The sequence below is a fragment of the Mangrovibrevibacter kandeliae genome, from assembly GCF_024519155.1.
Classification (GTDB): Bacteria; Pseudomonadota; Alphaproteobacteria; order Rhizobiales; family Rhizobiaceae; genus Mangrovibrevibacter; species Mangrovibrevibacter kandeliae.
The window spans coordinates 331,781-349,145 of record NZ_JANIFJ010000001.1 but is presented as its reverse complement, the minus strand read 5'-3'; the positions used below and the strand labels follow the sequence as shown (position 1 = coordinate 349,145).

Here is a 17,365-nt window from a genome sequence, read left to right as displayed (position 1 = left end):
TTCCAACGCAGCACCCCTCCATGCGGCAAGACGCTCGTCAACTAGACCGGGAATTTGAGGATGACATTGTCTACAAGGTCCTCGATAGCATCGATTACCTTCGACTTGTTAATGGTCACGCCGGACGGGTGAGCACACGAGTTCCGCGTGCCTAGTTTCTGATCAAGAATCTTCCGCACGTCATTTGAGATGATACCCGCGGATCGGCACAGCTCGATAAACTTAGTTTCCTTGATTCCGGTGAAATCGTCGCGCTGCGACACTGACGTGATTTTTAATCCCTTGTCCTTGGATACGGCCACATTAAATTCTGTCAGCTTGTGCGCGAGGATGTACGCGAACAGGTGGTCCATCGCCAACATCCAGGTCATGATGATCGCCGCGCGATTCGCTCCGATCTCGAAGCAGTCTATCGCCTCCTTCAAGAACTCTTTGTCAGCTCCAGCGGGCAGCTTGTGTTCGAGACCCCGAAGCGTGGCACTCGTCTGAGCGGTCACAGTTTCGGCGCCGAGCTTCTTCGACAATGCTTCTCGTGTATGGCGTTGGAGCTTATACGCGCCCTTTGTCTTGATGTACTTGGGTGGCTTGACTTTCAATCCCTCGGACAGCCGCGCGCTGACGTTCGCTGGCGCCGCAAGGTCACACGCCTCAAAACAGTCGGCGATCTGCCTAGGTGTGGCAGTTTCCTGCCCTAGCTCCGCAGTCAGGAAATAGAGGAACAGCTCCACCATGCCGTTCTGGCTCTGGCTGGCTGCACCTTCGATGGAATTGTAGAATCGATTGACTGCGTCGTTCATTCAGCAGCCTTCTGCTTCATCGAATGGTTAAAGTGATTGTCGCCCGAGATGGTGATAGAGATATCGGTTGACGACATAAAATCAATGTAACCGAGCCTGCTGCTGGTATCATAAAATGCCTGAGCGAATGCCTTAGGTATCTTCTCACCCATAGCCTTGAAGCAGGTATAAACCTGATCCGTATTAGGGCGTTCTATCTGTAGCGAATCGGTCAAGAATTTCAAGAAGATAAGAATCTTCTCCGAGTTGTTCTTCGGCTTGAACTGGCCATAGAAGGCGCCAAGGGCAGACGTGTCCAAATTCTTGTCCAGTTTGGGTGAATCTGCGAGTACACCGCTGCCGCTCTCGTCGCCGTTTGTCTTCTTCTTAACAGGGGGACGGCGCTTCGCCCTAGACTTGGATACGGGTGGGGGCTGCTCATCTTTGTCAGCCCCAGCAGCCGCGCCTGACTGAGCTGGAGGCGCTGGCCGAGCGTAATTTACGCCTAAGAGGTGGGTCTTGAAGTCGGCGTAGATTTCTCGAACCAGTTCGGGATCGCCCTCAATGTCGATAAGACCTTGGGAAATATCAATACGCAACTTCGTGGTCACAGGTTCTTCCTTATTCGACGTTTGCTCGAATTGCCCTGTCCGGCATTACTTCAAGCCAAGATATTGCGTCCAAGCAAGTCGTTCAAGAGAAGCGCCAAGAAATGGCTGAGGTGGCGTAATAATTAGCCACCAAGCTTCGCGCGCCGATGCGAATGGAGAGGACAGCCTGGCCCAAGCATCAAAACCCTCTCATCGCTGAGGCTCGTACGCCATGCTGCGCAACGGCTGCTTTCTCCCAGTCGTCCAAAGCCGGCGGGCCTGGAAAACGGCCCGGGCGGGATAAAGTACGGCCTTAGAGTCGGAAAGCCTGCGACCAGCGGCCGCCCGCGCACCGCCCCCTCACCCCGCCACACCCGTCAAAAACCGCACCGCCGCCTGCACCTCCACCGGGCGGATTTCGTGGCCGCCGTCGTGCCAGACCATCTCCACCGCGCTGCCCTGCCGCCCGAAATAGTCGGCGAGGGCCTGGCTGAGCGCCGGCGGGCAGAGCGGATCGCGCCGGCCCGCCGTGATCAGCACGTCGCGGCCGGCGAGGTCGTCGCGCGGCGCCGGTTCCCACGGGATCAGCGGGTGCATCAGCACCGCGGCGTCGAACAGGGTGCCCCGCTCCAGCATCACCGAGGCGAGGATGTTCGCCCCGTTGGAGAAGCCGAGGCCGAGGACGCGGGAGGGCTGCAGGTCCGCGACGCGCTCCCGCACGAACGCCGCCATCGTCGCCGTGCGCTGGGCGAGATCCTCCATGTCATAGACGCCCTCGCCGGTGCGCCGGAAGAACCGCAGCGCGCCGTGCTCCGAGACGTCGCCGCGCGGCGAGACGATGCTCGCCTGCGGCAGCGCCTGCCGGCCGAAGTCGAAGAACTGGGTCTCGTCGCCGCCGGTCCCGTGAAACACGAAGAGCAGCGGCGCACCGGGCGTCGCGGCCCGGTGCTCGCGGTAGACATAGTCGCTCATGGCGGACCTCAGAGGGGTTTCAGGCCGGCTTCGATCTCGGCGCGGCGGCTTTCGAGGAAGGGCGGCAGCGACAGGCTCTCGCCCAGCGTCTCCAGCGGCTCGTCGGTGGCAAAGCCCGGGCCGTCGGTGGCGATCTCGAACAGGATGCCGTTCGGCTCGCGAAAATAGAGGCTCTCGAAATAGAACCGGTCGACCGGCCCGCTCGACGGCAGGCGCACGCTCCGCAGCCGTTCGGCGCAGGCCCTGTAGGTGTCCTTGTCCGGCGTGCGGAAGGCGACGTGGTGGACGCCGCCGGCGCCCGGCCGCGCCGGCGCAAGGCCGGGCTCGACCCGCAGGTGCAGCTCGGCCGCCGGACCGCCCTCACCCATTTCGTAGACGAGCACGGTGCGGCCGCTCGCCTCGAACGTGCGCGCCTTGCGCATGTCCATCACCTGCGTCAGCACCGCCTCGGTCGGCCTCGGGTCGGGCACCGACAGGGTGATCGGGCCGAGGCCGCGGATCTGGTGCTCGGCCGGCACCGGGCTCCTCTCCCAAACATGGCCGTCGCCAGCGCCGCCGTCGTCGACGAGGCCGAGGCGCTGGCCTTCCGGGTCCTCGAAGTCGAGCCAGAGCCGGCCGTCGCGCCGGGTGACGCCGTGATGCTCGACGCCCTCGGCGGTGAGGCGCTCGGCCCACCAGTCGAGCGTCGCCTCGCCGGTGACGCGCAGCGCGGTCTGGACGATCGAGTGCGTGCCGCGGACCTCCGGCCCGACCGGCCAGTCGAAGAAGGTCAGGTCGCTGCCGGGCGCCGCGACCCCATCGGCATAGAACAGGTGATAGGCCGAGACGTCGTCCTGGTTGACCGTCTTCTTGACCAGCCGCATGCCGAGGACCTGCGTATAAAAGCGGTGGTTGCCGGGCGCGTCGGCGGTGACCGCGGTCAGATGATGGATGCCGGTGAGCTTCATGGTGGTCCCTCGCAAGGCTCGGCGGGCGAAGTGCTGCGCCGTCTCGCCGCACCAGATAGGCGTGATCGGCAAGCGGCGGCACAGCCTGACGGTGCACGCACCGTTGCGCAATCATGCGACAGTCCGGTGCAGCAGGCGAACCACGATACGCAGCGGTTTCCTGGTCGCTGGACCGCGTCAGGCGCCGCGACGTGCCGCGGCCACCGCGCCGGCGACGATCGCCAGCCATCCGAGGATCAGGAGCGTTCCGCCGGTCGGCGCGGCATTCAGGAACAGCCGCTCGCCGGTGACGCTGCGGGTGCCGAGGTCGCCGGAGAAGAGCAGCACGCCGGCTGCGAGCAGCGCCGCGGGCAACCAGGCGAAGCGCAGCCTGTCGGCGGGCGCCAGCGCGAGCGCCAGAAGCGCCGGCGCGTGGGCCAGCGCCATCGCCGCGGCCAGCATCGTGAACTCGCCGCCGAGCCCGTGCGCCGCAGCCGCGGCACCCGCGACGCCGAACGCCCCGTAGAGGCCGGCGAGGATCAGGAAGAACGTGGCGGTGCGACGGGTCATGGTGAAGGGCAGGCGTTCCCCATGTCGCACCTCGCGCGAAGCGACGTCCTCACGTCGCGCCGAGGTCGGTCGCCGACTGGCTGACTTTGGCACCCTGCAGGTCCGGCCCGTAGTGCTTCTTGCGGGCGGTATCCGGCATTTCGTCGAGCACCGAGCCCTTCCACATCGGGTAGCCGACGAGGTAGGCGGCGCGGGCAAGGAGATGGGCCGAGATCGGCGCCGTCAGCAGGAAGAAGATGATCGCCCCGATCGCCCGCAGCACCTCGCTCGGCTGGTCCGTCGCGAGCATCAGCGCGATCAGCATGATCGAGGAGCCGACCGCCCCGGCCTTGGAGGCGGCGTGCATGCGGCTGTAGAGGTCCGGCAGGCGCAGCACGCCGAGCGCCGCGACGGCGGCGAAGGCCGAACCGCAGAGGATCAGGAGGCCGACGAGGATCTGGAAGACGGCGGTCATCGGGCCTCGTTCTCCTCGAAGGGTCCGTCGGAGCCCGGCAGGTCACCGGCCAGCGGCAGCGCATCGCCGCGGTGTTCCTCCGCCTCGCCCTGCGTCAGGATGAAGCGCGCGAAGGCGACGGTCGCAAGAAAGCCGACGAGGCCGAGCGCGATGGCGATATCGACATAGAGCGTGAAGCCGGTGTCGATCGCCACCACCGCGATGAAGCCGATCGCGATGGAGGTCAGGACGTCGAGCCCGAGCACCCGGTCGGCGAGCGTCGGCCCCTTCCAGATCCGAAGCACCGTCATCAGGAAGGCGGCACCGAGCAGCACCAGCGAGAGGCGCAGCGACAGCTCGAGGAACAGCGACGCGAGATCCTCGACGCTCATCCGAACGCCTCCATGATCTTGCGCTCGAAGCCGTTGGCGATGTCGCGTCGGGTGCCGTCGGGGTCGGAGCAGTCGAGCGCATGGACGTAGAGGGTGGAGCGGTCCTCCGACACGTCGACCGAAAGCGTGCCTGGCGTCAGCGTGATCAGGTTGGCCAGCAGCGAGATCTCGAAGTCGCTCTGCACCTTCAGCGGATAGGCGAAGATGCCGGGCTTCACGTCGATCCTGCGCCGCGTGACGATCTTGGCGACGGTGAAGGCCGACTTCAGCAGTTCCCAGAAGAACAGCAGCGCCAGCGCCACGAGGCGCCGGGCGCGCTCGACATAGCCGGCGGTGCCGACCTGCTCGCGGATCAGGAACAGCGAGAAGGCGCTGAGCACGAAGCCCAGCGCAAGATTGGACAGCGAGAAGGATCCGGTGACGATCGCCCAGATCAGCGTCAGCACGAGGTTGATCGCAAACAGCGTCATGGCGCGGCTCCGAACACCGAGTGGAGATAGGCGCCGGGGTCGAGGATGCCCGCGGCGGCCGTACGGGTCAGCCCCGCCAGCCATTGCGGCCACAGCCCGGCGGCGAGAACGAGGCAGACGAGGCCGAGGATCGGCAGCATCGCGTCGGCCCCGCGTGGCTTCGGGCCGTCCAGGTGCTCATAGCGCGCAGGCTCGACCACCATCGCCTCATGCTCGGGCTTGCTGCGCCAGAAGGCGAGCGCGAAGACGCGCGCACTGGCGATCGTGACGAGGAAGCCGGACGCGAGCACCGCCGCGCCGAGCCACGGCATGCCCGCCGCGAAGCTGGCACGCACCAGCATCAGCTTCGGCCAGAAGCCGGAAAAGGGCGGCAGTCCCGAGACGGCGAAGAGCAGCACCAGCATCATTGCGGCGAAGCCGACATGGCCGCGCCAGAGCCCGCCCATGTCGTGCAGGGAGGACGAGCCGGCGCGGTCGGTCGCGACGCCGGCGGCGAGGTACAGGCCGGTCATCACCACGATCGAATGCAGCGCGTAGAACAGCGCGCCGCTGAGGCCCACGGCCCCGTCGCCGCCCGCCCCGAGCGCCCCCGGCGCCGCGATGCCGACGAAGATCGTGCCGATGCCGGAGATCACCACGTAGTTGAGGAGCCGCCGCAGGTCGGTCTGCGCCAGCGCGCCGAGAGCGCCGACCATCATCGTCAGTCCGGCCACCCAGGCAAGGATGAAGGCGAGGTCCTGCTGCTGCGGCGCGAGCAGCATCAGGAGCACCCGGATCAGCGCATAGACGCCGACCTTGGTCAGAAGTCCCGCGAACAGCGCCGACACCACGAAGCGCGGCGTATGGTAGGAGGCCGGCAACCAGGCGTTCAGCGGGAAACCGGCGGCCTTCATCCCGAAGGCGACGAGATACAGCGCGGCGATGGTGTAGAGCCCCCCGCCCGCCGGCTGGTCCGCCGCCTTGCGGGCGATGTCGGCCATGTTGAGCGTGCCGAACCAGCCGTAGAGATAGCCCGTCGCGATCAGGAACAGCGTCGTGCCGACGAGGTTCAGGAAGCAGTACTTGATCGCCCCGTCGAGCTGCTGGTGCCGCGAGCCGAGGATCAGGAGGCCGAAGGAGCCGATCAGCAGCACCTCGAACCAGACGTAGAGGTTGAAGATGTCGCCGGTGAGGAATGCACCGGAGACGCCGCCCATCATCAGGAACAGGAAGGGGAAGAAGCCGTAGCGCCGCTCTTCCGCGCTGATCGAGACGAGCGCGAAGAGCCCGCAGGCGAGCGCCACCATCGCTCCGACGGTGGCGAACAGCGTGCCGGCGAGGTCCGCGGTGAAAGCGATGCCGAAGGGCGCGCGCCAGCCGCCCATCATCATCGTCTGCGGCCCTTCGCCCGCCACCCGGCGCAGCAGCAGGAGATCGGTCAGCGTCAGAAGGCAGAGCGCCGGGATCGCGATCCAGCCGTGCCATGCGGTCCGTTTGCGCAGGATGAGCATCACCGCGCCGGCGAGGAAGCAGATCACCACCGGCAGGATCGGCAGGTAGTCGGCGGCCGCAAGCGCCCCGGGCAGCTGCGCCGCGCTCGCGTCGATCGCGGCATGGGTGTCGGAAACGGCCATCGCTCAGTAGCCGAGGGGCGGCAGCCCCTGCTCCTCGGGTTCGGCGACGCGCATCTCGTCCGAGTCGTCGGTTCCGAGGTCCTGGTAGGCCCGGTAGGCCAGCACCAGCAGGAAGGCGAAGAAGGAAAAGGAGATCACGATGGCGGTCAGGATCAGCGCCTGCGGCAGGGGATTGGCGGTGACGGCCTCCAGATGGTCGGCGCCGTCGGGGATGATCGGCGGCGTGATCGCGGGCACGCGGCCGGCGGTGAAGATCAGGAGGTTGACCCCGTTGCCGAGCAGCACCGTCCCGAGCAGCATCCGGATGATGTGCTTGGACAGGAGCATGTAGATCGCGACCGAGAACAGGATCGCGACGACGAGCGAGAGCGCGGCTTCCATCAGTCGTCCCCCTCCTCGAGCGCCAGCGCGATCGAGGTGATCGCGCCGACCACGACGAGATAGACGCCGATGTCGAACATCACGGGGGTCGACAGGCCGATGCCGCCGAGGACGTCGGGAAAGGTCCAGAGGCCGGTGAGGAAACGCCGACCGAGGAGGATCGAGATGCAGCCGGCCGAGACCGAGACGAGGAGACCGGTCGCGGCGATCGCCATCGGGTGGAAGTAGAGCGCCCTGCGCACCGGCGCGACGCCGCAGGCAATGCCGTAGATGGCGAAGGCGGAGGCGGCGATCAGGCCGCCGATGAAGCCGCCGCCGGGCTCGTTGTGCCCGCGCAGGAGCACGAAGATCGAGAACAGCACCATCAGGCTGGTCAGGTACGGCGCAGTGAAGCGGAAGATCACGGTTCTCATTCCGGCGCCTCCGCCATGTCGGGGTGCGGCTCGCCGCGACGCCCGACCCGGATGCGGATCAGCGCTAGGATGGCGAGGCCGGTGGTCATGACGACCGCGATCTCGCCCATCGTGTCGAGGCCGCGGAAGTCGACGATGATGACGTTGACGACGTTGCGGCCGTGCGCGATCGTCCGGCTGTACTCGCCGAAGAAGGCCGTCAGCGCGTTGTCGAAGGGCGTCTGCGTGACCTTCAGGAGGAAGAGACCGAAACCGGAGCCGGCCGCGAGCGCCACCGCCATGTCCGGCAGCACCTCGCGCCACGGCCGGTGATCGGCCCGCTGCAGGCGCAGCCGCGTCATCACCAGCGCCAGCACGACGACCGACAGCGTCTCGACCATGAACTGGGTGAAGGAGAGGTCCGGTGCACCGAGCAGAATGAACAGGAGCGCGATGGCGAAGCCCTGGATGCCGAGCGAGACGATGGCCGTCAGACGGTTCTTGGCGATCAGCACCAGGACGACGCCGACGACGAGGATCGCCAGCACCGTCCACTCGTAGAAGAAGAGGTGCGGGAAGGCCGGCAGCACCGGCAGGCCGCCGCCTGCGGCCATCGAGCCGAGCAGCGCCACCGCGATCACCGCGAAGGTGGTCGTCATGTAGTAGTCGAGCCGCCCCGACTGCAGGCGGTGGGTCAGCAGGAACGCGCCGCGCAGCAGCCCGCGCATCGCCTGGTCGAAGCCCCGGTCCGGTCCCCAGCCGATGGCGGTGAAGCCTCCGTGGAGCACGTCGTGGACGCGGCGCGCGCCGAGATAGAGCGCCACGCCGATCGCGACCGTCAGAAGCGACAGCGCCAGTGGCGCGCCCCAGTGGAATTCGACTGCGGCATGGATTTCGGCCGGCGAACCGAGCGCCGCGGACGCCATCGGATTGGCGAAGGCGAAGTGCGCGAGCGTCGGCTTCAGGCCGGCGAAGAGAGCCGCGAGACCGAGGAGCAGCGGGCCGATCCACAGGCCCGGGGCGCCCTCGTGGGCATGCGCCAGCCCGTCGTGCCGGCGCCCGAGGAACGGCTTCAAGCCGACGAGGAACGCGGCGGAGAACATCAGGGCGTTGCCGGCGACGGCCGCGGCGGTCAGGAGCAGCGCCCGGACGTCGAGCCCGGCGGTGGCCGCGTAGATCTCCTCCTTGGCGAGGAAGCCGTAGAGCGGCGGCAGGCCGCCCATCGACAGCGCCCCGAGGAGACCCGCGGCAAAGGTCACGGGCATTGCGCCGGCGAGACCGCGCAGCGAGGCGATGTCGCGCGTGCCGGCGCCGTGGTCGAGCGAGCCCGCGACCATGAACAAGCCGCCCTTGAACATGGAGTGGGCGATCAGATAGAGCACCGCGCCCTCGATCGCGGCATGGCTGCCGGCGCCGATCAGCATCACCAGGAGGCCGAGCGAGGCCATGGTGGTGTAGGCGAGGACGAGCTTGAGGTCGCGCTGCTTCAGCGCCAACAGCGCGCCCGTGATCAGCGTCACCCCGCCGAACGCCGGCAGGATCGTCTCCCACAGCGCCGTATGGCCGAGCACCGGGTTCAGCCGCAGGAGCAGGTAGACGCCGGCCTTCACCATGGTGGCCGAGTGCAGATAGGCCGAGACCGGCGTCGGCGCTTCCATTGCGTTGGGCAGCCAGACATGGAACGGCACCTGCGCCGACTTGGTGAAGGCGCCGCCGAGCACGAGCAGCAGGATCGGCATGTAGAGGTCGCTGTCACGCAGCACGTCGCCCGCCCCGAGCAGCGCAGAAAGGGATCCGAGCCCGCTCGTCTCGCGGATCAGGATCAGGCCTGCGAGCAGCAGGAGACCGCCGCCGCCGGTGATCACCAGCGCCTGGATCGCCCCCCGGCGCGCCGCCTCGCGCTCGTGATCGAAGCCGATCAGCAGGAAGGAGGTGATCGAGGTCAGCTCCCAGTAGACGAAGAGCGTGATCAGGTCGTCGGCAAGGACCAGCCCGAGCATCGCGCCCATGAACAGGAAGATGAAGCTGAGGAAGCGCCCCTGATGCGGGTGTCCCGCCATGTAGGCGCCGGCATAGAGCACGATCAGCGTGCCGATGCCGCTGATCAGCAGCGCGAAGGCGAAGGACAGACCGTCGAGGCGAAAGGCGAAGCGGATCGAAAGATCGGGAATCCAGTCGAAGCCGAACAACACCGGCTGGGCGAACAGCACCGGGTCGGCGAAGCCCGCCACGATCGCGAAGATGGCGGCCGGAAACAGCGCCAGGATCCAGGCGGCGTGATGACGCAGAAGGCGCGTCAGCGCAGGCGCCAGGAGGGCTGCCACGAACGGAAGCGCAAGCGCGATGAAGCCGGCCTGATGCGCCCCGTCACCCATCCCCTCGTACACCCTCCTTCGACCGCAAGGCGTCGCGATCGGCGCCCGGTCCCCTGTTAAGGAGACCTTGCCCTTACCGCAAGCCGAAGCATTGACAGTTCCGTGAGCTTTCCGCACGTGCATGCCCGGCAAAGCATATTGCGGTCGCGCCCGCCAGTTCCTAGCTGTCGGCTGCCAATCCGTCCTTCGCCGCGGGACTTCAAGACCTCAACGCCTGCTCGAGAGCCCATGTCGAACCCGACTCTTCTGCCAAGCCCGCCCATGCCCGAGCGACGGGAGGTCTCCGATCGTCGGCACGGACGCGAACGCATCGATCCCTTTGCCTGGCTTCGGGCCGAGAACTGGCAGGACGTGTTCAAGGATCCGGCGAGCCTCGACCCCGCGATCCGGGCTCATCTCGCCGCAGAGAACGCCTATCAGGAGGCGGTGATGGCGGGTCTTGGCCCGCTCAGAGCCGACCTGATCGCCGAGATGCGCGGGCGGATCAAGGAGGACGATTCCTCGGTTCCGGCGCCCGATGGTGCCTATGCCTACGGTGTCGCCTATCGGGAGGGGGCGGAATATCCTCGCTATGTCCGCCGGCTGCGCGACGGCGGCGACGGCACCGAGACGGTGCTGCTCGACGGCGAGGTCGAGGCCGCCGAGCGCGCCTACTTCTCGCTTGGCAGCGTCGGCCATTCGCCAGACCACGCGTGGCTCGCCTGGTCGCACGACGACAAAGGGTCGGAGTTCTACGCCATCTCGATCCGCGACCTGTCGACCGGCGAGGATCTGCCGTACCGGATCGAGGACACGTCGGGCGGCGTCGCCTGGAGCGCCCGCTCGCGCGGCTTCTTCTACACCCGGCTCGACGCCAACCACCGACCGAGCCGCGTCTACTACCACAAGCTCGGCAGCGACCCGGCTACCGATGCCCTGATCTACGAAGAGACCGATTCCGGCTTCTTCATGGACGTCGACAAGACGCAGTCGGGCGAGTTCGTGGTGATCGACATCCACGAGCACGAGACGTCGGAGACCTGGCTGATCCCGGCCGGCAATCCCGCGGCCGAGCCGCGGCTTGTCGCCGAGCGCGAGCGCGGCGTCGAGTATTATGTCGACGAGGCCGACGGCACCCTCTACATCCTGACCAACGCCGACGGCGCGCGCGACTTCAAGATCGCCACCGCCTCGACCGGTTCCTCGCGGCGCAGCGAGTGGACCGACTACGTGCCGCACGAGGACGGGCGGCTGATCCTCAGCCACATGGTGCTGAAGCGCCACCTGATCTGGCTGGAGCGGCGCGAGGGACTGCCGCGCATCGTGGTCAAGCGCCTCGCCGATGGCGCCGAACACGTCATCGCCTTCGACGAGGAAGCGTATTCGCTCGGGCTCGGCGGCACCTACGAGTTCGACACCACCACCATCCGTTTCAGCTATTCGTCGTTGACGACGCCGGCGCAGACCTTCGAGTACGATGTCGAGACGCGCGAGCGCCGCCTCCTGAAGACGCAGGAGGTGCCGTCCGGGCACGATCCCGACGCCTACGTCACCCGCCGCATCTTCGCCCCGGCCACCGACGGCGAGACAGTCCCCGTCTCGCTCCTCTACCGCAGGGACACGCCCCTCGACGGGTCGGCGCCCTGCATGCTCTACGGCTACGGCTCCTACGGCATCACCATTCCCGCCGCATTCAACGCCAACTGCCTGTCGCTGGTCGATCGCGGCTTTGTCTGGGCGATCGCCCACATTCGCGGCGGCAAGGACAAGGGCTTCCGCTGGTACGAGGCCGGGCGGCGCGAGCACAAGCGCAACACCTTCACCGACTTCATCGCGGTCGCCGACCATCTCGTCGCCGAAGGCTTCACCCGGCACGAGCGGATCGTCGCGCAGGGCGGCTCGGCCGGCGGCATGCTGATGGGCGCGATCGCCAACATCGCGCCGGAGAAGTTTGGCGCGATCGTCGCGGTCGTGCCGTTCGTCGACGTCCTCAACACGATGCTCGACGACACCCTGCCGCTGACCCCGCCGGAATGGCCCGAATGGGGCAATCCGCTGCAGTCGGAAGCGGATTTCGCGGTCATCGCCGGCTACAGCCCGTACGACAACGTCCAGGCCCAGGCCTATCCGCCGATGCTGGTGCTCGCCGGCCTCACCGACCCCCGGGTGACCTACTGGGAGCCGGCGAAGTGGGTGGCGCGGCTGCGCGAGACGAAGACCGACGACAACCCGATCCTCCTGCGCGTCAACATGGACGCCGGCCATGGTGGCGCCTCCGGCCGCTTCGCCCGGCTGGAGGAGGTCGCCTACATCTACTCCTTCTCACTGAAGGTGATGGGCACGGCCGGCTGACACGGCACGGCGGATGGCGGCGGACCTCTCGGTCGCCTGACGCTGCTACGAGCCCCGTCCGGGCCTGCCCGTCAGGCCGCCATCGGCGCGTTCTGCCGATAGCCGTCCATCTGCTCGGCGAGCGCCCGCTGAAATGCCGGCCTCGCCTCGCATCGCGTCTGGTAGACCTCGAGCACCGGGATGCGCGTCACCAGATCCGTGTGCCGGATGAGACGGAGCACGGTCGTCATCAGGATGTCGGCAGCCGTGAACCGGCCGAGGAGGAAGTCGCGCGGTTCCAGCCATGCCGCCAATGCGTCCAGCCTCACCTGCACCGCCTCGACCGCTCCCGGCCGCCGAAGCTTCGCCCACTCCTCGCCGGGGTGCTGAAGATCCAGCACCGACAGGGCGTCGAGCGGTGGTTCGACCGTGTTGAGCGCGGCGAACATCCAGGCAAGCGTGTTGGCCCGTCCGGCCGCGTCCGTCGGCATCAGTTCCGGCGACACCTCCGCGATCCGGTGCAGGATGGCGCCGGATTCGAACACGTCGTGCCCGTCCGCCTCGAAGGCAGGGATCAGGCCGAAGGGATGCCTGCGGCGATAGCTCTCCGAATGCCGTTCGCCGAGATCGATCAGATCGACGTCGTACGCCAGGCCAGCCTCCTGCAGCGCCCAGCGGACGCGCAGGTCGCGTGCGAGACCCTGTGCGAAGGTCGGAACCCACCGGAACCCGGTGACGGTAATGCGCTCCATCTCAGTCCTCCTCTCCGGCGAACTCGCCGATCCGGCGGATGACCTTCGGCCATCCATTGCTCATGTTGCGGAATGCGAACTCGTTGCGCGGCAGGCGGAAGCCGGAATGGACGACACGAACCAGGGTGCCGCCCTCCGTCTGCGCCAGCGTCCAGGTCACGACCGTGTCGAGCAGCGAGCCGTACCCGCTGTTCGCCGCGCTGCCGCCCCGCCAGGAGTGGACGAGGCGCTTCAACGGAACGACGTCGAGCACCTCGCAGTGGATGGTGCCGTCCCACGGACCGGACGGCGTGGTCCGGTAGGTGAAGCGATTGCCGACCACCGGCTCGAAGCCGGTCGGCTCCATCAGCCATCGCGCCATCAGCTCGGGCGTGGTGAGCGCCTTCCACATCGCCGCCGCCGAATGCGGATAGCTCTGCTCGAGTGTGATGGCTTCAGTCTGTGCGTCTGCGTCCGACACGCTCATGGGTCGATCTCCTTCATGAGGTCGCTGAGACTGTCGAGGCGGCCACGCCAGAATGCGGCGTAGCGGTCCATCCAGTCGGCCACCGGCTTCAGTCCGTCCGGCCGCGCCCGATAGAACACCCGCCGACCCTCCGGTCGCTCGGCGACGAGGCCGGCCTGCTTCAGAAGCTTGAGATGCTGCGAGATGGCACCCTGCGTCACGCCGCTGCCGCGTGTGAGTTCGACCACCGTGATCTCCTCGGCATCGACGATGCGCTCCAGCACGGCGCGCCGTGTGGGGTCGGCAAGGGCCCGCAGGGCGGCGGTGACGGCAGCGGCTTGATCCATGCGAGATAGATTAGGCTCTGCTAATCCATTAGTCAAAGCTCATCATTTCATCGAGCTTCGAACTACGGTTCGAGGCCAAGCCGATGCTGCCGTCAGAGTGTCGTGCCGAACGGCAGCGGCACCTCGCGCGGCCGGCGGCGCTCGCGTAACGCGTCGACGAACGCGCGCAGCACCGGACGCATCTGTTCGCGCGACGAATAGTAAAGGTGGAAGCCCGGGAACGGCGGCGTCCAGTCGTCGAGCAGCCGCACCAGCCGACCCGCCTCGATATGGGCCGAGACCTCGTGGTCGAGGAGATAGCCGACGCCGAAACCGTCCAGCGCGGCCTGCAGCATGAGCTCCGGCTCGTTGAAGGTCAGCGGCCCGGTGACACGCACCTCCAGCGCCTGCCCGTCGCGCTCGAACTCCCAGGCGTAGATCGTGTCGGCGCTGATCATCCGGTAGTTGATGCAGCGCTGCCGCGTGAGATCGCGCGGATGTTCGATCGGCGCGGCCTGCGCGAGATAGCCGGGGCTCGCGACGACGGCCATGCGCAGATCCGGCCCGACCCTCAGCGCGATCATGTCGCGTTCGATCTTCTCGCCGAGCCGGATGCCGGCATCCAGTCGATCGGCGATGATGTCGCGATAGGCGTAGTCGATCAGCACCTCGACGATGGCTTCGGGATGGGCCGCGGCGAAGTCCGCCAACACCGGCCGCACGACCGCTTCGTAGGCCTGCCGTGTCGCCGTCAGCCGCAGCGTCCCGGACACCTGATCGCGTGCCTGGTCCAGCGCCATCAGGGCCGCGTCGATCCGTTCGAGCGTGGGATCCAGCGTCGCCAGCAACGTCGCCCCGGCTTCGGTGGGCGCGACGCTGCGGCTGTTGCGCTGGAGCAGCCTGTGGCCGAGCCGCCCCTCGAGCCGCCGGATGGTGTGGCTGAGATTGGAGGTCGATGTTCCCAGCGCCGCGGCGGCGCGGGTGAAGCTGCCGGACCGGGCGACCAAGGCGAAGGCGGCGAGATCATCGAGGCTGGCGGATCTCGGCATCATGCAATCTCGTTCAACGACCCTTGCGATAGATGAGATCTAATCGAACGACTGTCTGATCGCCACTTTCGCTTCATCAACCGATGGAGACTGATCCCATGATCGAGAAGAATGCCGTTTGGCTCATCACAGGCTGTTCCAAGGGGTTTGGCCGCGCCCTGGCTGAGGAGGCGCTCGCCGCCGGCTACCGGGTCGTCGTCACGGCACGCCGCCTTTCGGACGTCGAGGGACTCGTCGCCGCACACGCGGACGCCGCGCTTGGCGTTGCGCTCGACGTCACGGATCAAGCCGCCGTCGCCGCCGCGGTCGCGCAGGCCGAGGCACGCTTCGGCGCGGTCGACGTCCTCGTCAACAATGCCGGCTACGGCTACCTCGGTGCGATCGAGGAGGGCGACGACGCCGACATGCGCGCCCTGTTCGAGACCGACCTCTTCGCCCCGGTCAACCTCATCAAGGCCGTCCTGCCGGGCATGCGCGGCCGGCGGCACGGCCACATCGTCAATGTCAGCTCGATCGGCGGCCTCGTCACCTATCCTGGCGTCGGCTACTACAACATGGTCAAGGCGGGCGTGGAGGCCCTGTCGGATGCGCTGGCCAAGGAGGTCGGCCCCCTCGGCATCGGCGTGACGGTCGTGGCGCCCGGCGCCTTCCGCACCGACTTCCGCGGCCCCGACTCGATCAAGCAGTCGGCGACCCGCATCGACGATTACGCCGACACCGCCGGCCGGGCACGATCCGGCACGCAGGCCGGGCACGGCAAGCAGGCCGGTGATCCCGCGCGCGGCGCACGGGCCATCATCATGGCCGTCGAAGCGGAGCGCCCGCCGGTTCATCTCCTGATCGGCGGCGACGCCCTGGATCAGCTGCGGGCGAAGCTCGATGCGATGCGGAGCGAAACCGATGCCTGGGAGGCTGTGACGCGCGGCACGGACTTCGCCTGACCACCGATAGAGACTGCAGCGCCGCCGGCCCCGAGAGGGACCGGCGCGTTCGCTGGACACCCGGCGGATCACGGCGGCTGCCGCCGATGCGGCGGGAGCCTCTTGCGCTTTGCGATTGGTGACCTGAATAGCGCAGGGACATCCTCCTGTCCGGGACAAGCCTTTGACCGTCTCTCCTTCGCCGGCGGCCGAGCCGCATCCGCGGCGGTGGCTCGTGCTCGCCACCCTGCTTCTGGCCGGCTTCATGAACCTGATCGACGTGACCATCGTGAACGTCGCGATCCCGAGCCTGAAGGCGGATCTCGGCGCAAGCGACGCCGACGTCGAATGGGTGGTCGCCGCTTATATCCTCGCCTTCGCGCTCGGCCTCCTGCCGCTCGGCCGGCTCGGCGACATCGTCGGGCGCAAGCGCATGTTCCTCTGGGGCGTCGGCGCCTTCACCCTGGGCTCGGCACTGTGCGGCCTTGCGCCGAGCATCGGCACGCTCGTCGCAGCGCGGTTCTTCCAGGGCCTGTCCGGCGCAATGATGATGCCGCAGGTGCTGGCGCTGGTGCAGGTGACGTTTCCGCCGCACGAGCGCGGCTTCGCCTTCTCGTTCTTCGGCGTCACCGCGGGCCTGGCCTCGGTCGCAGGACCGCTCGCCGGCGGCGCGCTGATCTCGGCCGACATCTATGCGCTGGCCTGGCGCCCGATCTTCCTGGTCAACATACCCATCGGCATCTTCGCCGTCGCCGTCGGCAGTCTGCTGATCCCGCCGACGGAGCGCGCGCGCGGCACGGCCATCGACCTCGTCGGCGTCCTACTGGCGACCCTCGCCGTCTTTGCCGTCGTGTTTCCGCTGGTGGAGGGGCGCGAACTCAGCTGGCCGCTCTGGAGCTTCGTCATGCTCGGCGCGGCGCTGCCCCTCGCGGCCCTGTTCATCCTGTGGCAGAGGCGTCAGGCCGAGCGCGATGCACCCCAGCTGCTGCCGATCAGCCTGATCCGCAACCGCCACTTCGTCCTCGGCCTCGGCATGGTGACGGCCCTGTTCTCCGGCCTGCCCGGCTTCTTCTTCGTCATCGCGATCTTCCTGCAGATCGGCTTCGGCTTCACCCCGCTCCAGTCGGGTGTCGCCACGATTCCCTTCCCCGCCGGCGTCTTCATCGCCTCGCTGATCTCCGGCCGCTTCGGCAGCCGCCACGCCAAGCAGCGCCTCGTCGTCGGGCCGCTGATCCTGGCGAGCGGGATGGCGATCTTCTACGCCACGGTACTCGGCCTCGACGATACGCTGACGCATTGGGATCTCGTGCTGCCGCTCGGCGTCTCCGGCCTCGGCATGGGCGTGACCATCGCGCCGCTCTTCGCCACAATCCTGACGGTGGTGGGGCCGCGCGATGCCGGCTCCGGCGCGGGCGCGCTGCAGGCGTTTCAGCAGGCGGGCGGCGCCCTTGGCGTCGCCCTCGGCGGCCAGATCTTCTTCGGCATGCTCGGCGATGCGGACACCAGGGACGCCTATCGCGCCAGCCTGCAGATGTCGCTGATCTACGAGATGGCGGTGTTCCTGCTGCTGGCTCTCCTGGCAAGCCGGCTGCGGATCGGCACACCGGCCGGCGCGGCCGGTGCGGATCCTGCGTCCGTTCCTGCCGAGGCCTGACCGGCGCCCTCCGCGGAAC

The 17,365-nt window shown here is 67.5% G+C and carries 19 protein-coding genes; 3 read left to right on the top strand and 16 right to left on the bottom strand.

Annotated features, from left to right (window positions below; genetic code table 11):
* Positions 1-41: 41 nt before the first annotated feature.
* The 12 genes from NPA30_RS01630 to NPA30_RS01575 form a co-directional block, all read right to left on the bottom strand.
* Entirely contained in the window at positions 42-797 is a 756-nt protein-coding gene (locus NPA30_RS01630; RefSeq protein WP_256800585.1) for a hypothetical protein, read from the bottom strand.
* Positions 794-1,387, bottom strand: a complete 594-nt coding sequence (locus tag NPA30_RS01625) for a hypothetical protein (protein WP_256800584.1) — start codon at positions 1,385-1,387, stop codon at positions 794-796. The genes NPA30_RS01630 and NPA30_RS01625 overlap by 4 nt, the downstream gene beginning before the upstream one ends.
* A gap of 339 nt (positions 1,388-1,726) precedes the next feature.
* Positions 1,727-2,338, bottom strand: a complete 612-nt coding sequence (locus NPA30_RS01620) for an alpha/beta hydrolase (protein ID WP_256800583.1) — start codon at positions 2,336-2,338, stop codon at positions 1,727-1,729.
* A gap of 8 nt (positions 2,339-2,346) precedes the next feature.
* A complete protein-coding gene (locus tag NPA30_RS01615) occupies positions 2,347-3,285 on the bottom strand; it encodes a ring-cleaving dioxygenase (protein WP_256800582.1) in 939 nt (312 codons plus the stop codon).
* Positions 3,286-3,462: 177 nt separating this feature from the next.
* Positions 3,463-3,834 (bottom strand): DUF423 domain-containing protein, encoded by a 372-nt coding sequence (locus tag NPA30_RS01610; RefSeq protein WP_256800581.1) that lies wholly within the window; start codon positions 3,832-3,834, stop codon positions 3,463-3,465.
* 49 nt (positions 3,835-3,883) lie between these two features.
* A complete protein-coding gene (mnhG, locus tag NPA30_RS01605; protein WP_256800579.1) occupies positions 3,884-4,288 on the bottom strand; it encodes a monovalent cation/H(+) antiporter subunit G in 405 nt (134 codons plus the stop codon).
* Positions 4,285-4,659 (bottom strand): cation:proton antiporter, encoded by a 375-nt coding sequence (locus NPA30_RS01600; RefSeq protein ID WP_306228640.1) that lies wholly within the window; start codon positions 4,657-4,659, stop codon positions 4,285-4,287. Before NPA30_RS01600 ends, mnhG begins: the two co-directional genes overlap by 4 nt.
* Positions 4,656-5,129 carry a Na+/H+ antiporter subunit E gene (locus NPA30_RS01595; RefSeq protein WP_256800578.1) on the bottom strand — a complete coding sequence of 158 codons (474 nt, stop codon included), beginning with the start codon at positions 5,127-5,129 and terminating at the stop codon, positions 4,656-4,658. The genes NPA30_RS01600 and NPA30_RS01595 overlap by 4 nt, the downstream gene beginning before the upstream one ends.
* Entirely contained in the window at positions 5,126-6,742 is a 1,617-nt protein-coding gene (locus tag NPA30_RS01590) for a Na+/H+ antiporter subunit D (protein ID WP_256800577.1), read from the bottom strand. Before NPA30_RS01590 ends, NPA30_RS01595 begins: the two co-directional genes overlap by 4 nt.
* A gap of 3 nt (positions 6,743-6,745) precedes the next feature.
* Positions 6,746-7,123, bottom strand: coding sequence for a Na+/H+ antiporter subunit C (locus NPA30_RS01585; protein ID WP_256800576.1), 378 nt, complete (start codon positions 7,121-7,123; stop codon positions 6,746-6,748).
* Positions 7,123-7,536 carry a Na+/H+ antiporter subunit B gene (locus tag NPA30_RS01580; RefSeq protein WP_256800575.1) on the bottom strand — a complete coding sequence of 138 codons (414 nt, stop codon included), beginning with the start codon at positions 7,534-7,536 and terminating at the stop codon, positions 7,123-7,125. Before NPA30_RS01580 ends, NPA30_RS01585 begins: the two co-directional genes overlap by 1 nt.
* Positions 7,533-9,890 carry a putative monovalent cation/H+ antiporter subunit A gene (locus tag NPA30_RS01575; protein ID WP_256800574.1) on the bottom strand — a complete coding sequence of 786 codons (2,358 nt, stop codon included), beginning with the start codon at positions 9,888-9,890 and terminating at the stop codon, positions 7,533-7,535. Before NPA30_RS01575 ends, NPA30_RS01580 begins: the two co-directional genes overlap by 4 nt.
* A gap of 228 nt (positions 9,891-10,118) precedes the next feature.
* Between NPA30_RS01575 and NPA30_RS01570 the strand changes: the two genes are divergently transcribed.
* On the top strand, positions 10,119-12,221 hold the full coding sequence (locus NPA30_RS01570) for a S9 family peptidase (RefSeq protein ID WP_256800573.1): 2,103 nt from the start codon (positions 10,119-10,121) through the stop codon (positions 12,219-12,221).
* A gap of 71 nt (positions 12,222-12,292) precedes the next feature.
* On the opposite strand, the gene NPA30_RS01565 is transcribed toward NPA30_RS01570, so the two are convergent.
* The 4 genes from NPA30_RS01565 to NPA30_RS01550 all read right to left on the bottom strand — a co-directional run bounded on the left by NPA30_RS01565 (position 12,293) and on the right by NPA30_RS01550 (position 14,775).
* A complete protein-coding gene (locus tag NPA30_RS01565; protein WP_256800572.1) occupies positions 12,293-12,952 on the bottom strand; it encodes a glutathione S-transferase family protein in 660 nt (219 codons plus the stop codon).
* A gap of 1 nt (position 12,953) precedes the next feature.
* On the bottom strand, positions 12,954-13,418 hold the full coding sequence (locus NPA30_RS01560) for an SRPBCC family protein (protein WP_256800571.1): 465 nt from the start codon (positions 13,416-13,418) through the stop codon (positions 12,954-12,956).
* Positions 13,415-13,744 carry an ArsR/SmtB family transcription factor gene (locus NPA30_RS01555; protein ID WP_256800570.1) on the bottom strand — a complete coding sequence of 110 codons (330 nt, stop codon included), beginning with the start codon at positions 13,742-13,744 and terminating at the stop codon, positions 13,415-13,417. Before NPA30_RS01555 ends, NPA30_RS01560 begins: the two co-directional genes overlap by 4 nt.
* A 92-nt stretch (positions 13,745-13,836) precedes the next feature.
* Entirely contained in the window at positions 13,837-14,775 is a 939-nt protein-coding gene (locus NPA30_RS01550; RefSeq protein ID WP_306228637.1) for a LysR family transcriptional regulator, read from the bottom strand.
* 95 nt (positions 14,776-14,870) lie between these two features.
* On the opposite strand from NPA30_RS01550, the gene NPA30_RS01545 reads away from it, so the two are divergent.
* Positions 14,871-15,713 (top strand): oxidoreductase, encoded by an 843-nt coding sequence (locus NPA30_RS01545; protein ID WP_256800569.1) that lies wholly within the window; start codon positions 14,871-14,873, stop codon positions 15,711-15,713.
* Positions 15,714-15,876: 163 nt separating this feature from the next.
* Positions 15,877-17,346, top strand: coding sequence for a DHA2 family efflux MFS transporter permease subunit (locus NPA30_RS01540; RefSeq protein ID WP_256800568.1), 1,470 nt, complete (start codon positions 15,877-15,879; stop codon positions 17,344-17,346).
* Positions 17,347-17,365: the final 19 nt, after the last annotated feature.